Below are 16,347 nucleotides of genomic sequence, written 5' to 3' on the forward strand. Positions count from 1 at the left end.
AAACGAAGGCCTTTTAGACCTTCGTTTTTTTATATCTTATTTAAATTAATCATTCATATGATCTCTAGAACGTTCAATGATTTTTCCAGTTTCTGAATCAATTTGATAATCAACTTCATTTTTATTTTTCAGGTCCACAAAGTCAATATCATAAACTGATTTTCCATTTTCAATTTCTTCTTTGATCTTAAGATTACTGACTTCTGATTCCTCTATATTAGCATCTTTAAATGCAATCTTTTTGGCTTCTTCTTGACTTATTTTATGAGATTTTTGACTTGACGATGAACTTGACTGAGAAGTCGATTTTGAAAAGCCATTATTATCCATGTCCCGCTCAAGGATTTGTCCAGTCTTAGCATCTACATGATAGCTGTATTCTGCGCTTTTGGTATTGAATTCAATTTCATAGCTCCCTCTAAAGTTTTCAAATTCTTTGTCAATTTTTTGATGTATGACATCCTTCTTAGCCACTTTAGCATCTTTATAAGCAATAGCTAACGCTTGATTAGTTGTCTTTTGGAATTGTGATTGGTAAAATAATACACCACCTCCAAGGATAACAACAAGGACTAAAAGAACTCCTAAAAAAACTTTATTTTTCTTAATCATACAGCACCTTCTTTCTATTATTCAACTATATTTTAACATAAGCTAGACACTTTTTCAATTTTGACCACTCGTTTATAAAAACATGTGGTCAATAAGAACCATTTGACATTAATACCTCAAATTAAAAGATACCATAGTATTATGGTATCTTTTAATAGTATATGTATCAGTTGAGGCGCATTTTCTGCACAGCCTTCTTCAAGTATTTGACTTGTTTATCAACCGATTGCTTAGCACTACGCCTTCCAAATGCGTAATATCCTTTTTTATTGAAATAACTACAATCGTAATCCTCTTCTTTAAAGAAAAACCATTTCCTTCTAGATAGATTTGGCGATCTATAACCTCTAGTCATATCGTTTCGAAATTTTGGGTCTAACTTTACAGGATCAACATCTAATTCTTTATGACGTGTATTATTTTTAAAAGCATAATTAAAGCTAGCTCCATTGATAATGCCATTACTTGTTATTACTTCTGCGTCAATCTCGTTTAAAAAATTTCCTTTGTCATCAATAATAAATTCCGTATGGAATGAAATTAAAAGCTTACTATTAATAACCGACTCATCATCTGGGAAACCAAAAATTTCACCATTTCTCCGACGTTTATTATGCAAACGAGCAGATTCATAGTAGGCGATACTATCTGGTTCTCTTAAACATGACAGGTAGTTTACTAAAGCATCTCTATCAGTCATACCAACATCTTTAAAGTATCGTCGAACATACTGTGCTTGCTGACTAGAAATCAAATAGCGGAATTGATGGAGTTTCCTATTTAATACAGTATCTTCGGCTAGACTATTCCCAGGAAAAGAATCATAAATAACTTGTGATAAGGCTATCCAGAAATCATCATGCGGAGCTAACTCATCTGAAAACTGTGCGACCAAGTATTGTGTTTCTGATAATTCTCCTGACAATTCAGCTGGCATTTTAGCCTGCTCTAACACGAATTCTAAAGCTTTGAGGGGTGCTTGTAAACTTAAAGAAGTCCAAAAATACTTAAAAATAGGAGAGCCAACTTTTATATCATCAATAGCCTTGAGTCCCTTTAAAAAGAGTAATAGATCATCTTTAGGTATGCTCCATTTATCTGCTAAAGACAGTATCATTTTTATATTTTGATAATAATTTTCTATCCCTTCAACTGTAAAAGGAATATTAAGAGCGGTCTTTGCCATATCTCTCCCCTCCAATTTTACTTATTATAGCAAAAAGGAAAGCTAAAACCAAGAAATATCTTCACTAAAAAATGGCTCTTACTAGCCATTATGTTTTTAAACAAGATACTGCGGTTTTTCGATTTTATACCCTACTCCTCTAAGTGTTTTTATATATTTAGGATATTTACTATCATCTTCGATTTTGTCACGGATATTAGAAATATGCACCATAATCGTTGTCTCATCACCTTCTAAATACCTACCATTAATCTTCTCATAGAGTTGTGTTTTAGTATAAATCCTTCCTGGTGATGACATTAAGATATGAAGAATCTTAAATTCTGTAGCAGTCAACTTGATATGTTTACCATTTTTAGTTAGTTCAACATGTTCCTCATCTAGTTCCAATTCCCCTATCTTTATAAATTGATTTTTAGGTTTGGCAAGACTATTGAATTCATAGTAACGACGCAGTTGCGAATTAATTCTAGCTAAAACCTCCAAAGAATTAAACGGTTTCGTGATAAAATCATCTGCTCCAATATTCAATCCTAATATTCTGTCCATATCTGTTGTCTTAGCTGCTAGCATAATAATAGGAATCTGACTATCTTGACGAATGAGTCGCGTCAACTCATATCCATCTATTTTAGGTAGCGTAATATCTATGATTGCTAAATCAATCTGATGTTGCTGAAATAAAGAAAAAGCCTCCTCACCATCACTAGCCATCACAACCTTATAAAGAGCTCCCTCTAAATACGACCTTAATAACTCTATTGTTTCGTCATCACCTTGCACTACTAATACTGTTCGCAATGCTCCATACCCCTTTTTATTAATACTATTTTCCTTTATGTGTCAATCATATTAATTATACCAAAAAAATCTAATTTTGTGAATGTTATATGAGATTATTTATCTATAATTAGCTTATAATTAAACATAAAGAAAAAATTAGCATCTAAAAAACTGATTCTGCATCATACAGTAATCAGTTCACATCATTTATTAATGATTTTTATAATGACTAATAAAATTTATTTAACTTCGTCAGGTCTAGATTTTCTTGCAATATCAGCTAAAATACTTTCTACAAATTCCTCTATAGATTTTGTTTCAGTCGCTTTGCTTCCATAGCGGCGCACATTTACGCCTTTTTCTTCCATTTCCTTATCACCAACAATCAATTGATATGGAATTTTTTGGGTTTGAGCCGCACGAATCTTATATTGCATCTTTTCGTTACGGTCATCCACTTCAGCACGAATACCACGATCTTTAAGGACACGAGCCACTTCCCAAGCATAATCAATGTGGGCTTCATTTGAAATTGGAATAACAGAAACTTGTTGTGGAGCAAGCCAAGTTGGAAAGGCACCTTTGTAAGTTTCAATTAAAATAGCTGTAAATCGCTCCATTGTTGAAATACCACCGCGGTGAATCATAATTGGACGATGTTCTTCACCATCTGCACCGATGTATTTGAGATCAAAGCGTTCTGGAAGAAGGAAATCTAGTTGGATAGTAGATAATGTTTCTTCATTTCCAAGAGCAGTTTTCACCTGGATATCCAATTTAGGACCGTAAAAGGCTGCTTCGCCTTCTGCTTCAAAATAATCTAATCCAAAATCATCCATAGCCTCTTTTAGCATAGCTTGTGCATTTTCCCACATCTCATCGTTATCATAATACTTATGTTTATCTTCTGGGTCACGATAAGATAAGCGGAAACGGTAATCTGTTAAGTTAAAATCTTCATAAATTTCTGCTATGAGATTAAGTGCTTTAAGAAATTCATCTTTAATTTGCTCAGGTGTAACGAAAATATGGGCATCGTTGAGTGTCATTTCGCGTACACGTTGCAATCCTGTGAGGGCCCCTGATTTTTCATAACGGTGCATCATACCAAGTTCAGCGATACGAATTGGCAATTCACGGTATGAGTGAACATGATGTTTATAAACTTCAATATGGTGTGGGCAGTTCATTGGACGAAGAACGAATTCCTCTCCATCTCCCATATCCATTGTTGGGAACATATCTTCACGATAGTGGTCCCAGTGCCCAGAAGTCTTGTAAAATTCAACAGATGCCATCGGAGGTGTGTAAACGTGTTGATAACCTGAAGCAATCTCCTTATCAACAATGTAACGTTCCAATTCGCGGCGAATAGTTGCTCCATTTGGCAACCAGAATGGCAATCCTTGACCTACTTCAGGATTAACCATAAATAAATCAAGTTCTTTACCTAATTTGCGGTGATCACGTTCCTTAGCTTCTTCACGGCGTTTAAGATATGCTTTCAAATCTTTTTTATCAAACCAAGCAGTACCATAGACACGCTGCATCATAGCATTATCACTGTTACCACGCCAGTAAGCACCAGCGACATTTAGAAGATGAAAGACTTGAATACGTCCTGTTGATGGGACATGAGGTCCACGACAAAGGTCTACAAATTCACCTTGACGATAAACAGTTAAACCATCTTCAGCATGTTCACTAATTAATTCAACTTTATAAGGGTCATCTTTAAAAAGTTCTAACGCTTCTTCTTTACTGATTTCTTCACGAATACAAGGGTGATTTTCCTTAACAATTTTTTTCATTTCTTCTTCAATACGAGAAAGATCATCATTTGAAATTTGACCTGATTTATTATCAGTATCGTAGTAAAAACCATCTTGAATAGCTGGACCTACACCTAAACATAAGTCTGGAAAAAGGCGTTTTGCAGCTTGAGCAAATAAATGCGCTGCTGAGTGACGAAGAACTCCTAAAGCATCTTCGTGGTCAGGTGTTACAATCTCAATACTACCATCTTCTTCGATAGCACGTGTTGTATCAATAAGTTGACCATTAAATTTACCAGCTAAAGCTTTTTTAGCTAAAGAGTTAGAAATTGATTGTGCAATTTCAAATGTTGTGATGCCAGATTCAAATTCACGAATTGCACCATCTGGGAAAGTGATTTTAATCATCTTGTTCTCCTTTTCTTAATAACTGTTAGGGTGATACCAATTCCTAAACACATTAATTCACTAATAAACAAAGGGATTGACCTTTGATTGAATTCCACATTATCCTAGCTAGGGATAATAAGTATAACATTAGCAAAGCAATCTGCCTCTTTTATGCAACCACTTCTTTTATAAAAAAAGAGCCTTTACATCCAAAAGGACGTAAAGACTACGTGGTTCCACCTCAATTTATCCAACACAAAAACTCGAGTATACTTGTGTCAGACCTCTAGTGGCGATAAGGGAACCACCCTTTTATGTTTGCATAAAATCAAGGAAGTAGTACTAAGTTCTCTAATTGCACTCTTTCCACCAACCAGTGCTCGCTCTTGAAATCTATTAGAACCTAACATGTCTTCATTTTTTATTATAACAATATTTTTTATAATTTCAAGACATTTACTAATTTTATTCGTCTCAATCTAAAAAATCTCGAATAGATGAAATACGACGTTTAGGTGCTTTTACCACTTTTTTAGAAGCTCTTCCTGTAAAGGTAAAAACTTTCTTAGGTAAATATACCGCTTTTCTGACAAAACGAAGAGTAGAATGGCTATCCTTATTTCCTATTGTCAGAGAGACTTTTTCTTTCACACTAGCTTTTTGTGAAATCAGAAAGTCTAGGTAAAAAGCATATACAGACTTGCTGAAATTCTCAGCAGAAATCTCATATAATTTCTGTTCATAAGCTTCCTGAGTCATTTTGGGTGTCTCTGCTATTGCATCTAGGATAGCATCTGCCAAATCACTTTCCTTCTTGTACAGAGTTCCAAACATTTTATCTGAAATAACATCATCTAGATAAGGATTGCTTTGCGCAATGATTGGACGTCCACTCGCCAGACTCTCAATGTAAGTTAATCCTTGCGTTTCACTTGTTGAAGCACTAATAAAGAAATCACATGCTTTATAGTAGATAGCCACTTGGCTATGCTCAACCATACCTGTAAAAATAACTGAATTTTCAAGTTCTAAAGAGTGAACAAGTTCTTTTAGATCTGAAAGATAAGGACCATCTCCAACTATCACTAATTTTACGTGAGGATTTTCATCAACGACAGCTGATAAATGCATCAAGATTGCTTGAATATTTTTTTCAAAAGATACCCGTGATAAACTCAATAGCATTGTATCATTATCCGCAAGGCCAATCTCCGTTCGTAGATTCTTGATTGTTTCTTCAGAGATATCCTCTCGACGATAGTTCTCAACAGGAATACCTGTCGGAATAACTTGTTTTGGAATTTTGACACCGTAACCATCTAGAAGATTGAGAACAATTCGAGAAGGACATATGACACCATCCAAATCACTTAGGTAGGTACGCATGATATATTTGACCATACTTGGCTTAATCAATTTGCCTTTTGCGATATAACCAACGTAATCCTCATATTGAGTATGATAAGTATGCACAACAGGTATTCTTAAAGCTTTTGCAACTAATTTTCCTAAAAGTCCTAAGCTGAATTCTGTTTGAGTATGAATAATATCAAGTTCGTAGTCTTTAGCTATCCTATAAGCAGAAATTAAACCTCTATAAACTACTCGACGATCTGTAAAAGAAATAAAAGGGACACTTGGTAAACGAATAATTGTAGGGTCTTCAAAACGTTTGACATTACGGTCGGTAGTTGTGAAAATATAAACTTCGTGTCCTTCCTTCTCCAACCCTTCCTTTAAAGTTCGGATACTTGTTGAAACTCCCGAAACTTGGGGGAAGTATGTATCTGTAAATAGACCTATACGCATCTTACAACTCCATTACTTTTTGATAAACACTTGCCAATTCATGGGCAATTCGTTCGATACTTCGACTCTCAGCCACACGATAACCTTCTTTAATCTTATCACTCTCACCAGATAAGACTTTATCCAACTTTTCAACAAAACCATCAACATCAGTCGCTAATTCAACACTGTCTTCGGTCACCCAACCGTGATACACAGGGATATCTCTTAAAACCACATGCTGATGACTAGCTAAAGCCTCTAAAACTACTATCCCTTCTGTCTCTTCACGACTCGGAAAGAAGAAAGCATCGCTAGCACTCATGGCACCTTCATAAACATCACCTTTTATGTAACCAGCAAAGGTAACATTTGAGGGATGTTGCTTGGTAACGATTTGCCTAACCTTTCGAGGAATAACCCATTTATTTGTTTCTCCAAACCAAATAAAACGAATATCAGGCATTTTTGCAGCTACTTCAACAAATTGGTCAATACCCTTACGCATGAAATAAAGACCGGCCCCCATAACAACTTTATCATCTTTACTTAAGTGAAAATAGTGACGAAATGCAGCTTCTTTCTTTTCTGACCTCTGATAGCGACTTAAATCAATCCCGTTAGATAAAACAAAAATTGGTTTCTTGATGCCATATGCTTTTATTAGTTGTTTAGAATAATCAGTTGGGGTTATAATGGCATCTGCTTTTTGATAAAAACGGCAAAGGTACCATTTAAAAAGTGGGGATACTAAATTTGAGCCAATAAAAGAATTTCTAAAGTCCTCTTCAGTGGAATGGCCATGCATAATTACTTTTTTCCCAGTTTTTTTAGCTTTACTCATCAAAAGCCAACTTCTAATACCATAGGTATTCATATGAACAAGGTCAAAGTCATCTGCAGGATTAGTGGTATAATCTATCCCAGCAATTTGAAGAGCTTTCTCTTGATGTTTGATAGCACGACCGATACCTGACTTTTTCAAGTATTCTTCAGCCTCTAAATACAGTAAAACTTTCATAGGTCTTATTATATCTCATTTTACCTTTTTTTTCACCTGATTTATCAGTTAGCTTCCTCTATTTTAGGGACCCAAGCCGAGATAGACGCAGATTCAACTAAAAAATCACCCCAACCATCATCTCCTATAACAACCTCTTGTTCACAATTGCCTAAATAATCAACAAAAGTTTTGCCTGCATAAATTTCCCCTACTTCCATATGTTTCCATCCCTGATCACCATTTGTTAGGACCACAGCTAAACAAGAATTATGTTCCTCATCCCCAAGACAAGTCCAACCAATACAATTTGAATGCGTAAAATAATCGACTTGTTTGCCAAATACATAGTTTTGGCGTAGCTCAGCCATTTTATCAATAACCTCTTTAAAGGATGGTTGACCAAATTCTCCTTGAATGCCATAGTAATCACCATAAAAAAGACATGGAGTCCCTTGTTGGCGTAAAAGTATCAAGCCATAAGCTAAAGGTTTAAACCAATCTTCCACTCTACTTTCTAGGGCTTGTCCACTTTGCGTATCGTGATTTTCTACGAATGTAACAGCATACTCAGGATTATCAATAACAAGACTATCGTCAAAAATTGTTCGCATATCAAAATCACGGTTTTGGTGACTGGCATCAAAAAAATTCATATGCAAGGTAACATCAACAAGAGAAAATTGAAATTGTGTTGCCTCTAAATAGTCCTTCATTGATGTTTGGTCAGATTTCCAATATTCGCCAAAGACCTCTAAATCGGGTTTTATTTTTGTACGAATATCATTAATGAAAGTTTGAATAAAGTAAGAATCGATATGTTTCACAGCATCCAAACGAAAACCTTCAATACCGGTAGTTTCAATAAACCACTTAGCCCAATCTTGTAAGTTTTTTATAACTTCAGGATGCTTAAAATCAATGTCATTGTACATGAGATAATCGAAATTACCATTTTCATCATCAATCAAATCATCGTCTGCCCAACCTTTATTATCGCCTACAATCATAAAGATGTCTGTTTCATTATTTTTAGCATCATAATCTAAACCAGTAAAGTGGTACCAGTGCCATTTAAAATCATTGTACTCACCCTGTCTACCTGGGAAATCAAATCCCGTCCATCCTTCAATTTCATAGGGTTCACTTAATGCTTCTTGACGATTTTCAGGATTGACTTTGATGACTTGAAATTTTTCTTTATGATCACCATTGGCTTTATGGTTAAGAACGATATCTGCAAACGGTTTAATGCCATTTGCCTTTAACGACTTAATAAGCTTTAGATACTCTTCTTTCCTACCATATTTTGTTCTAATTGTTCCATTCTGGTCAAATTCTCCTAAATCAAAGAGATCATAAACACCATATCCTACATCATCACTGCTAGTTCCCTTAAATGCTGGTGGTAACCAGATTTTACTAACTCCAAGTTTTTTAAGGTCTGATATAGAGCCCTCTAATTTCTTCCAGTGATTCCCATCACTAGGTAAATACCACTCAAAAGCTTGCATTATCAATTCATTTGTCATATTACACCTCTAAAAAAAGATTAGGAAGCTAAGCTACCCTAATCCTCTCAATATATCATGTTAAGTATCAGAAAGTTAAGCGCTAAGCTACTACCATTCTACCACTATTTTTCAAATAACATACTCTAACACTAATTATTTGTTGTGCCACGTTTAACAATCCCGTGATTAAGCACTATTTCTTTTTCTTCCAACTCTTCTTTGTGCATAATTTTTGTTAGCATACGCATGCTAACAGCACCCAAATCATAAACCGGTTGACTGATAGAAGTTAAGTTAGGACGTGTATATTGTGCGATTGGCGAGTCATTGCTTGTGATAATTTCAAAATCTTCAGGGACACGTTTACCTGCCTCAAAAAGACCATTTAACAAACCTGCCGCTAACTCATCCTCAGCAACATATGCTGCTGTTGCTCCAGCATTAATCACACGTTGAGCTAATGCAAAGCCTTCAGCATAACGGTAGTTGGCTTCAAAAACCAACCCCTCTTTAAAGTTTAAGCCATTTTTCTTGAGACCTTCTTTGTATCCTGCCAAACGAACCTTGCCATTAATATCGTCAATAAGTGGTCCTGATACAAAAGCAATGTCTTTATGATTGCCAGCTAAAATATCAATAACATCAACTGCTGCTGCTTTGTAATCGATATTAACACTTGGCAATTGATGCTCAAGGTCCACAGTACCTGCTAAAACAATCGGTGTGCGTGAACGAGAGAACTCTGCACGAATCTTTTCAGTTAAGTGGTGTCCCATAAAAATAATACCGTCTACTTGCTTAGCGAACAAAGTATTAACAACATTAACCTCTTTATCATCGTCTTCATCACTTGAAGCAAGGACAATGTTATATTTGTACATTGCTGCAATATCATCAATACCACGCGCTAAAATTGAAAAATAGCTATTTGCGATATTAGGAATGACAACACCAACAGTTGTCGTTTTTTTACTTGCTAAACCACGCGCCACAGCATTTGGACGATAGTCAAGACGATCAATAACTTCAAGGACTTTCTTACGTGTATTTTCCTTGACATTTTTATTTCCATTTACCACACGACTAACAGTTGCCATCGAAACACCTGCTTCACGGGCAACATCATAAATCGTAATCGTATCATCTGTATTCATATTGATTTAACTTCCTTTCTATTTGAAAATGACGCTTTCACTGATATTTTATCACCTTTTGGAAACACTTTCAAGCTTTTATAAAGCTTTTTTATGAAAAACTTTCAAAATACTAACTAAACTTGATTTTTTCCTATTTTTTTGGAAAAATAATAGGCATAAGAAACTAGCCTAACTAGACTAAGTTCCTTTTAGGAAGAAGGGTTATTATGTCAAAACTTAATCGTATACGCCATCACTTACATTCAGTCCAAGCTGAACTTGCTGTCTTTTCTGATCCTGTGACAGTTAACTATTTAACAGGTTTCTTTTGCGATCCCCATGAAAGACAAATGTTTTTATTTGTCTATGAAGATCGCGATCCTATTTTATTTGTACCAGCACTAGAAGTATCGCGTGCAAAACAAAGTGTACCATTTCCCGTCTTTGGTTACATAGATTCAGAAAATCCTTGGCAAAAAATAGCTAACAACTTACCGTCCTTTTCTGTTTCTAAAGTTCTAGCCGAATTTGATAATCTTAATGTTACTAAATTCCAAGGTCTCCAAACTGTTTTTGATGGTCATTTTGAAAACCTAACACCTTATATTCAAAACATGCGCCTAATTAAATCACGAGATGAAATTGAGAAAATGTTAGTCGCTGGAGAATTTGCTGATAAAGCTGTTCAAGTTGGATTTGACAATATCTCGCTAAACAACACTGAAACCGATATTATCGCTCAAATCGAATTTGAAATGAAAAAACAAGGTATCAATAAAATGAGTTTCGACACTATGGTTTTGACTGGCAATAACGCAGCAAATCCACATGGTATCCCAGGAACTAATAAAATCGAAAATAATGCTTTGTTATTATTTGATTTAGGTGTAGAAACACTAGGTTATACGTCAGATATGACCCGTACAGTAGCAGTGGGGAAACCTGATCAATTCAAAAAAGATATTTACCATTTATGTCTTGAAGCACATCAAGCGGCTATTGATTTTATTAAGCCAGGAGTCCTTGCTTCTGAAGTTGACGCAGCAGCGAGAAATGTTATTGAAAAGGCTGGTTATGGACAATACTTTAACCACCGCCTTGGTCATGGATTAGGTATGGATGTCCATGAATTTCCATCTATTATGGCTGGTAACGATATGGAGATTCAAGAAGGCATGTGCTTCTCTGTTGAACCAGGTATTTATATACCAGATAAAGTTGGTGTGCGAATTGAAGACTGCGGTTACGTGACTAAAACCGGCTTTGAAGTATTTACCAAAACACCCAAGGAACTACTCTATTTTGAGGGATAAAAAAAGAGCTTTAAGCTCTTTTTTTATGTTACATAAAAGTACAATAACTTGTTTCTATTAGCATTGACGCCATAAATGTGTATCAATTAAACCACAGTAAGCATCTACTGGTGAAACTCCTGTAAATTCTGATTCTCCAGCCAATTTCGCAACTACTGCACTTATCGTGCTAGGAAGCCCATCGTAAGCATTAATATAAGTCCCTACCTGTGGCATATCTGCTAAAGCAAATGCATGTTGTACTGAAATCACAATAGATGGTATTTCATGAACGTAAAAAGGCTGATCAGGGGTGCCTTTAGCTGCTGGCCAAATAATACGTTGTGTTGTTCCTCCAGCATTGACATCTACCAAGTTAATAATCAGGTCATAGTGTTCTGTTAGATTTGCGATTGGCTGTTTTTGTGCGTAAACATTAGCGATAGCTGCTGCCCGCTCCTCTTGAGGCAATTTCATAATGCGCTCTTCGGTAGACTCCCAGACAGTTACTTCATGGCCACGTGCCTCAAGTAACTCTTTCATGTAATCCGATGCACGTTGTTTGTTTCCAGCAATCATCGCACCAAAACCTCCCTTATATCCTTCAACGTTAACAAGTAAGATATGACGATAACGTTCTGGATTTACTGGAAAGATATCTTTTTGTTTATCTTTTACCAGAGTTACTGCTTTATCAGCAACTTCATCAGCTATTTTTTGCGACTCTAATGTGTTGATTAAAGCCATAGCCTTATCTTTAGCCATAAAGAGTTCTTGGCGACGTCCCTCATAGTTATGCAAGCCTAATTTCGCTTTTAGACCGAGAGTACGACGCAAAGCGTCATGGAGACGTTCCTCTGTTAGAATACCTTTTTCGTAACCTTCTTTCATCCATTGAATGTCTTCATCGGGGTCATTAAAGAATAAGAATAAGTCACAACCTGCTTCAATCGCCGTTGGCAACAAATCTCTCCTTGGCATTGAAGCAGTCATTCCAACCATATGAGAAGCATCCGTTACAATAGCTCCATTATAACCTAACTCTCCTCTCAATAACTCATCTAAAAGTGTTTTATTCAATGAAGCTGGTAACATATCATCAAGGTCTCGCTCTGGATGCATTTCTTTTTCAACGTTTGGTAAATGTATGTGACCTGCCATGACTCCTGGTAAACCTGCGTCAGCCAATTCACCATAAATGCGGCCAAATGTCGACATCCACTCCTCTTTACTCATAGGATTGGAAGCAAATGACAAATGATGATCACGCTCATCAATGCCATCCCCTGGAAAATGTTTAGCGAAAGGTACAATATTATATTGCATGATTCCTTTCATATACTCTTTTGAAAGTGAAATAATTTGATCAACGTTAGCACCCCAATTTCGACTAGCTATGATAGGATTACGCCAATTACGTGTCAAATCTACAATTGGAGCAAATGAAGCATTACAACCCACAGCAGATGCCTCCATCCCTGCAATTCTTCCCATTTCATAAGCATATTTCGGATCATTTGTAGCAGCCACTTTTATTTCATCGCCAACTTTAGTTCCATCCGTGACAGCACCGTCTCCACCAGCTTCTGTATTTGCAGCAATCAACATCGGCAATTTCGACTTTGTCTGTAAAATTAAATTCTGATCATAAATTTCACTTGAACTACCTCTATTATAGCGAACAGCAGCAATATGATACCGATCCAAAACATCTGTTAAATATTCTTCTGAACGACTAGCTCCCATATTGAAAAAAAGTTGCCCAATTTTCTCATCCAATGTCATCTCATTAATTGTTTTTTCAATCCACTCAATTGCTTCTTGATTTAGATTGAAGGGTTTCTTTGTTAAGTCAACTAAATGTGTCATAGCTCATCCTTTCTATTAGTTATCTAAATTAGCCCAAAAGGTATTAATAGATTCTTTTTGCCTTTGCTGTTCGAATTGACCTTTTGCAAAAGCTTCACCAATATCTTCTCTAAGAATTTCCCATGATTTGACTTCCTTACCAACAAGTACTGGGTAAAATGCAATACCATTTTGTTCTGCTGCAGCCAAATCACCCGGGGAATCTCCTACCATCAAAATAGTTTCACGGCAGTAACCACTTGCAATTAAAGTAGCGATAACATCTTCTTTTTTACCTCTATCTTGACAATAGATATCATCAACATACTTTAGCAATCCCTGTTCTTCCCACTCTTGCCAAACAGCTTCCTTGTTAGCAGAACTCACGACATAAACATTACCAAATTGACTTAATCGTTCTAAACCTTCTAACACACCTGAAAACGCTAAAGAATCTCCCTCATAATTTTTGATTTGGCGATTCACTTCATTGGACCATTCTAAAGCCTTCTCTAAATCTCTACTAAAATCATTGGCAAGCGCTAACTCTAAGGAATTATTAGACAATGAGTCTGTTGTTTCGACCCATTCTTTTAATTTATCAATATGTTCTACTCCGGCAAACTCAAGACCCATAACCAATCCCACAAACCGATTAACTCCACGAGTTCTTGAATAAAGATTGACTCTATCCCACTCTTTTAAAAAACTTGTTCTTTCTTGTTCTGATATCCCAAATATATCTGCAGCAATTGGACCAAAAAAGAGTTGATGCTTATATGTCATTGTATCCATTGCGCAACCATCGGAATCTATGCAAAAAGCGATTTTGTGATTTGTATCTACCATATTATCTCCAGTTTCTAAATTTATCTAACTTATGAGGATTTTCCAATTAGCAACCTACCCATCATTTAGTGGTAAGAGCATTAAACAAATTTCCTTAAAAAACCACTCAACTCAATAATCTCTTATATGTTAAGTGGCTATTATCTTATAAATTAAACACCAGAGTAAGCAGCAAAGCCACCATCAATCGGAAGGACAACGCCATTAACAAAACTTGATGATTTTTCATCTGCTAAAAAGAACAATCCGCCAATCAGCTCACTTGCTTCTCCAAACCTTCCCATTGGTGTATTATTAAGAATTTTCTCAGCACGCGCAGTTGGCTGACCGTCCTCAGTGAATAACAAGCTTCGGTTCTGATTTGTTACCAAGAAACCAGGTGCAATAGCATTACAACGGATACCAACTTTTGAGAAATGAACAGCTAGCCATTGTGTGAAGTTACTAATAGCTGCTTTAGCTCCAGAATAAGCTGGTATTTTGGTCAGAGGGGTGAAAGCATTCATTGAAGAGATATTAATAATATTCGCTCCTTCACGTCCAACCATATCTTGGGCAAATACTTGCGTTGGCAATAATGTTCCTAAATAATTTAAGTTAAAAACAAAGCTAATACCAGCTTCATCTAACTCAAAGAACGTTTTTGTTTCTGAAGGTAAGTCTAATTCGTGAAATTCATTATCAGTTGTGGCTTTAGGATTGTTGCCTCCTGCACCATTAACTAAAATATCAGTTGGTCCAAGATCCTCTAAAACGGATTGATGCACTTCTTCAAGGTTTTCTTTAGACAAAGCGTTAGCTTTATAAGCCTTGGCAATACCACCTTCTTCTACAATTTCATCAGCAAATGTTTGAGCAGCTTCTTGATTCAAATCTAATAATGCCACTTTAGCGCCTGCTTTCGCAAATTCTTTAGCCATATAACCACAGAGAACACCGCCTGCACCTGTTATGACGACAACTTTATTGGTAAATGTAATTATTTTTGACATCTTATCCCTCTCACTAACTTCTATAAGTATTCTACTCTTAGCTAAGTACAATCATATTATGATAATAACTTTCCAAATTTCTCTTGCAGGAGATTGGAGCAGGAGAAATTTGGAAGCATCGCCTTATTTTGAACCTTTAATCACAGCTTCGTATAAACCAGAAAGGTAAGTGGCTCCTAATGCTCTATCGTATAGGCCATATCCTGGACGACCTGTTTCTCCCCAAATCATACGCCCGTGGTCAGGTCGAATAGCACCCTCAAACCCAAATTCATGGCATAACTTAATAACTTCATACATGTCTATTGACCCGTATTCTGATGGATGAGCCGATTCTTTAAATGACTTTCCATCACCTAATTTAATATTGCGAGCATGAACAAAGTTTACACGATCTAACTCAAAAGCACGTCGCGAAATCTCTAAAACATCATTCTGGGGATCAGAAGCGTAAGAACCCACACATAAAGTGATGCCATTACTTTTACTATCGTACAATTTCACAAAACGCTCAATAGCCTCTAACCCAGTAATAATGCGAGGTAAACCAAAAATAGAATATGGTGGGTCATCCGGATGAATGGCCATTTTAACGCCTACGGCTTCCGCTTCAGGAATAATACGTTTAATAAAATAAGTGAGATTTTCCCAAAGTTTTTCCTCATCAATTTCAGCATAGGCATCCATGATAGCCTTCATTTCTTCTTTACTATAGCTGGCATCCCATCCTGGCAAAGATAATTCACCGTTTACTGGATCCATTTTTTTAGAAACCGTCTCATCAAATATCAAAGCTGTGGAACCATCTGGATATTGATATGCTAAATCAGTGCGTGTCCAGTCAAATACTGGCATAAAATTATAGCAAATAGTATCAATACCTTCCGCAGCCAAATTTTTGACGGTTTGAATATAATTATCAATCAAGAGGTCACGTGTTGGACGTCCCAATTTGATATCTTCATGAACAGGAACTGATTCGATAACCGAAATTTTAAGCCCTGCTGCCTCTACCTTTTCTTTCAGCTGTTGAATGCGCTCACGTGACCAAACTTCTCCTACTGGTACATCATATATCGCTGTAACAATCCCTTTCATTGTTGGAATTTGACCAATATTTTCTAAAGTAACGGGGTCGTCTTCACCATACCACCTAAATGACATTTCCATGATTTCACTCTT

13 protein-coding genes are annotated in these 16,347 nt (G+C 36.1%); 1 reads left to right on the forward strand and 12 read right to left on the reverse strand.

Annotation, left to right across the window (positions count from 1 at the left end):
• Window positions 1–45 precede the first annotated feature (45 nt).
• From HMPREF9171_RS106390 to ccpA, 8 genes are all read right to left on the reverse strand, one after another.
• Window positions 46–612 carry a PepSY domain-containing protein gene (locus HMPREF9171_RS106390; protein WP_000592390.1) on the reverse strand — a complete coding sequence of 189 codons (567 nt, stop codon included), beginning with the start codon at window positions 610–612 and terminating at the stop codon, window positions 46–48.
• Window positions 613–778: 166 nt separating this feature from the next.
• A complete protein-coding gene (locus HMPREF9171_RS106385; protein ID WP_001140265.1) occupies window positions 779–1,798 on the reverse strand; it encodes a DUF3114 domain-containing protein in 1,020 nt (339 codons plus the stop codon).
• A 96-nt stretch (window positions 1,799–1,894) separates the two neighbouring features.
• Entirely contained in the window at window positions 1,895–2,599 is a 705-nt protein-coding gene (locus HMPREF9171_RS106380; RefSeq protein WP_001261248.1) for a response regulator transcription factor, read from the reverse strand.
• Between the two features lie 221 nt (window positions 2,600–2,820).
• Complete coding sequence (gene thrS, locus HMPREF9171_RS106375; RefSeq protein ID WP_000591020.1) at window positions 2,821–4,764, reverse strand: threonine--tRNA ligase; 1,944 nt, start codon at window positions 4,762–4,764, stop codon at window positions 2,821–2,823.
• 456 nt (window positions 4,765–5,220) lie between these two features.
• Window positions 5,221–6,555 (reverse strand): glycosyltransferase family 4 protein, encoded by a 1,335-nt coding sequence (locus HMPREF9171_RS106370; RefSeq protein ID WP_001219472.1) that lies wholly within the window; start codon window positions 6,553–6,555, stop codon window positions 5,221–5,223.
• 1 nt (window position 6,556) lies between these two features.
• Window positions 6,557–7,555, reverse strand: coding sequence for an LTA glycolipid anchor biosynthesis glycosyltransferase, IagA/BgsA family (locus HMPREF9171_RS106365; protein ID WP_000866344.1), 999 nt, complete (start codon window positions 7,553–7,555; stop codon window positions 6,557–6,559).
• 44 nt (window positions 7,556–7,599) lie between these two features.
• Window positions 7,600–9,066 carry an alpha-amylase gene (locus HMPREF9171_RS106360; RefSeq protein ID WP_000180594.1) on the reverse strand — a complete coding sequence of 489 codons (1,467 nt, stop codon included), beginning with the start codon at window positions 9,064–9,066 and terminating at the stop codon, window positions 7,600–7,602.
• 131 nt (window positions 9,067–9,197) lie between these two features.
• Window positions 9,198–10,202 (reverse strand): catabolite control protein A, encoded by a 1,005-nt coding sequence (gene ccpA / locus HMPREF9171_RS106355; RefSeq protein ID WP_001090621.1) that lies wholly within the window; start codon window positions 10,200–10,202, stop codon window positions 9,198–9,200.
• Window positions 10,203–10,411: 209 nt separating this feature from the next.
• On the opposite strand from ccpA, the gene HMPREF9171_RS106350 reads away from it, so the two are divergent.
• A complete protein-coding gene (locus tag HMPREF9171_RS106350) occupies window positions 10,412–11,497 on the forward strand; it encodes a M24 family metallopeptidase (RefSeq protein WP_000040809.1) in 1,086 nt (361 codons plus the stop codon).
• A gap of 57 nt (window positions 11,498–11,554) precedes the next feature.
• Here HMPREF9171_RS106350 and HMPREF9171_RS106345 read toward each other — a convergent pair whose 3' ends face one another.
• From HMPREF9171_RS106345 to uxuA, 4 genes are all read right to left on the reverse strand, one after another.
• Window positions 11,555–13,345 carry a glycoside hydrolase family 3 protein gene (locus HMPREF9171_RS106345; RefSeq protein WP_000149437.1) on the reverse strand — a complete coding sequence of 597 codons (1,791 nt, stop codon included), beginning with the start codon at window positions 13,343–13,345 and terminating at the stop codon, window positions 11,555–11,557.
• Between the two features lie 15 nt (window positions 13,346–13,360).
• Complete coding sequence (locus HMPREF9171_RS106340; RefSeq protein WP_000228635.1) at window positions 13,361–14,173, reverse strand: HAD family hydrolase; 813 nt, start codon at window positions 14,171–14,173, stop codon at window positions 13,361–13,363.
• Between the two features lie 152 nt (window positions 14,174–14,325).
• Window positions 14,326–15,165: an SDR family oxidoreductase gene (locus HMPREF9171_RS106335; RefSeq protein ID WP_000034788.1), complete on the reverse strand. Its 840-nt coding sequence runs from the start codon at window positions 15,163–15,165 to the stop codon at window positions 14,326–14,328.
• Between the two features lie 123 nt (window positions 15,166–15,288).
• Window positions 15,289–16,335, reverse strand: coding sequence for a mannonate dehydratase (gene uxuA, locus HMPREF9171_RS106330; RefSeq protein WP_000426044.1), 1,047 nt, complete (start codon window positions 16,333–16,335; stop codon window positions 15,289–15,291).
• Window positions 16,336–16,347: the final 12 nt, after the last annotated feature.

The organism is Streptococcus agalactiae ATCC 13813, from assembly GCF_000186445.1.
GTDB classification, from domain to species: Bacteria; Bacillota; Bacilli; order Lactobacillales; family Streptococcaceae; genus Streptococcus; species Streptococcus agalactiae.

Coding starts and splice junctions, on each gene's coding strand:
- uxuA (WP_000426044.1), bottom strand. CDS start 16,335: ATGGAAATGTCATTTAGGTGGTATGGTGAAGACGACCCCGTTACTTTA.
- HMPREF9171_RS106390 (WP_000592390.1), bottom strand. CDS start 612: ATGATTAAGAAAAATAAAGTTTTTTTAGGAGTTCTTTTAGTCCTTGTT.
- HMPREF9171_RS106345 (WP_000149437.1), bottom strand. CDS start 13,345: ATGACACATTTAGTTGACTTAACAAAGAAACCCTTCAATCTAAATCAA.
- HMPREF9171_RS106370 (WP_001219472.1), bottom strand. CDS start 6,555: ATGCGTATAGGTCTATTTACAGATACATACTTCCCCCAAGTTTCGGGA.
- HMPREF9171_RS106360 (WP_000180594.1), bottom strand. CDS start 9,066: ATGACAAATGAATTGATAATGCAAGCTTTTGAGTGGTATTTACCTAGT.
- thrS (WP_000591020.1), bottom strand. CDS start 4,764: ATGATTAAAATCACTTTCCCAGATGGTGCAATTCGTGAATTTGAATCT.
- HMPREF9171_RS106335 (WP_000034788.1), bottom strand. CDS start 15,165: ATGTCAAAAATAATTACATTTACCAATAAAGTTGTCGTCATAACAGGT.
- HMPREF9171_RS106365 (WP_000866344.1), bottom strand. CDS start 7,555: ATGAAAGTTTTACTGTATTTAGAGGCTGAAGAATACTTGAAAAAGTCA.
- HMPREF9171_RS106385 (WP_001140265.1), bottom strand. CDS start 1,798: ATGGCAAAGACCGCTCTTAATATTCCTTTTACAGTTGAAGGGATAGAA.
- HMPREF9171_RS106350 (WP_000040809.1), top strand. CDS start 10,412: ATGTCAAAACTTAATCGTATACGCCATCACTTACATTCAGTCCAAGCT.
- ccpA (WP_001090621.1), bottom strand. CDS start 10,202: ATGAATACAGATGATACGATTACGATTTATGATGTTGCCCGTGAAGCA.
- HMPREF9171_RS106340 (WP_000228635.1), bottom strand. CDS start 14,173: ATGGTAGATACAAATCACAAAATCGCTTTTTGCATAGATTCCGATGGT.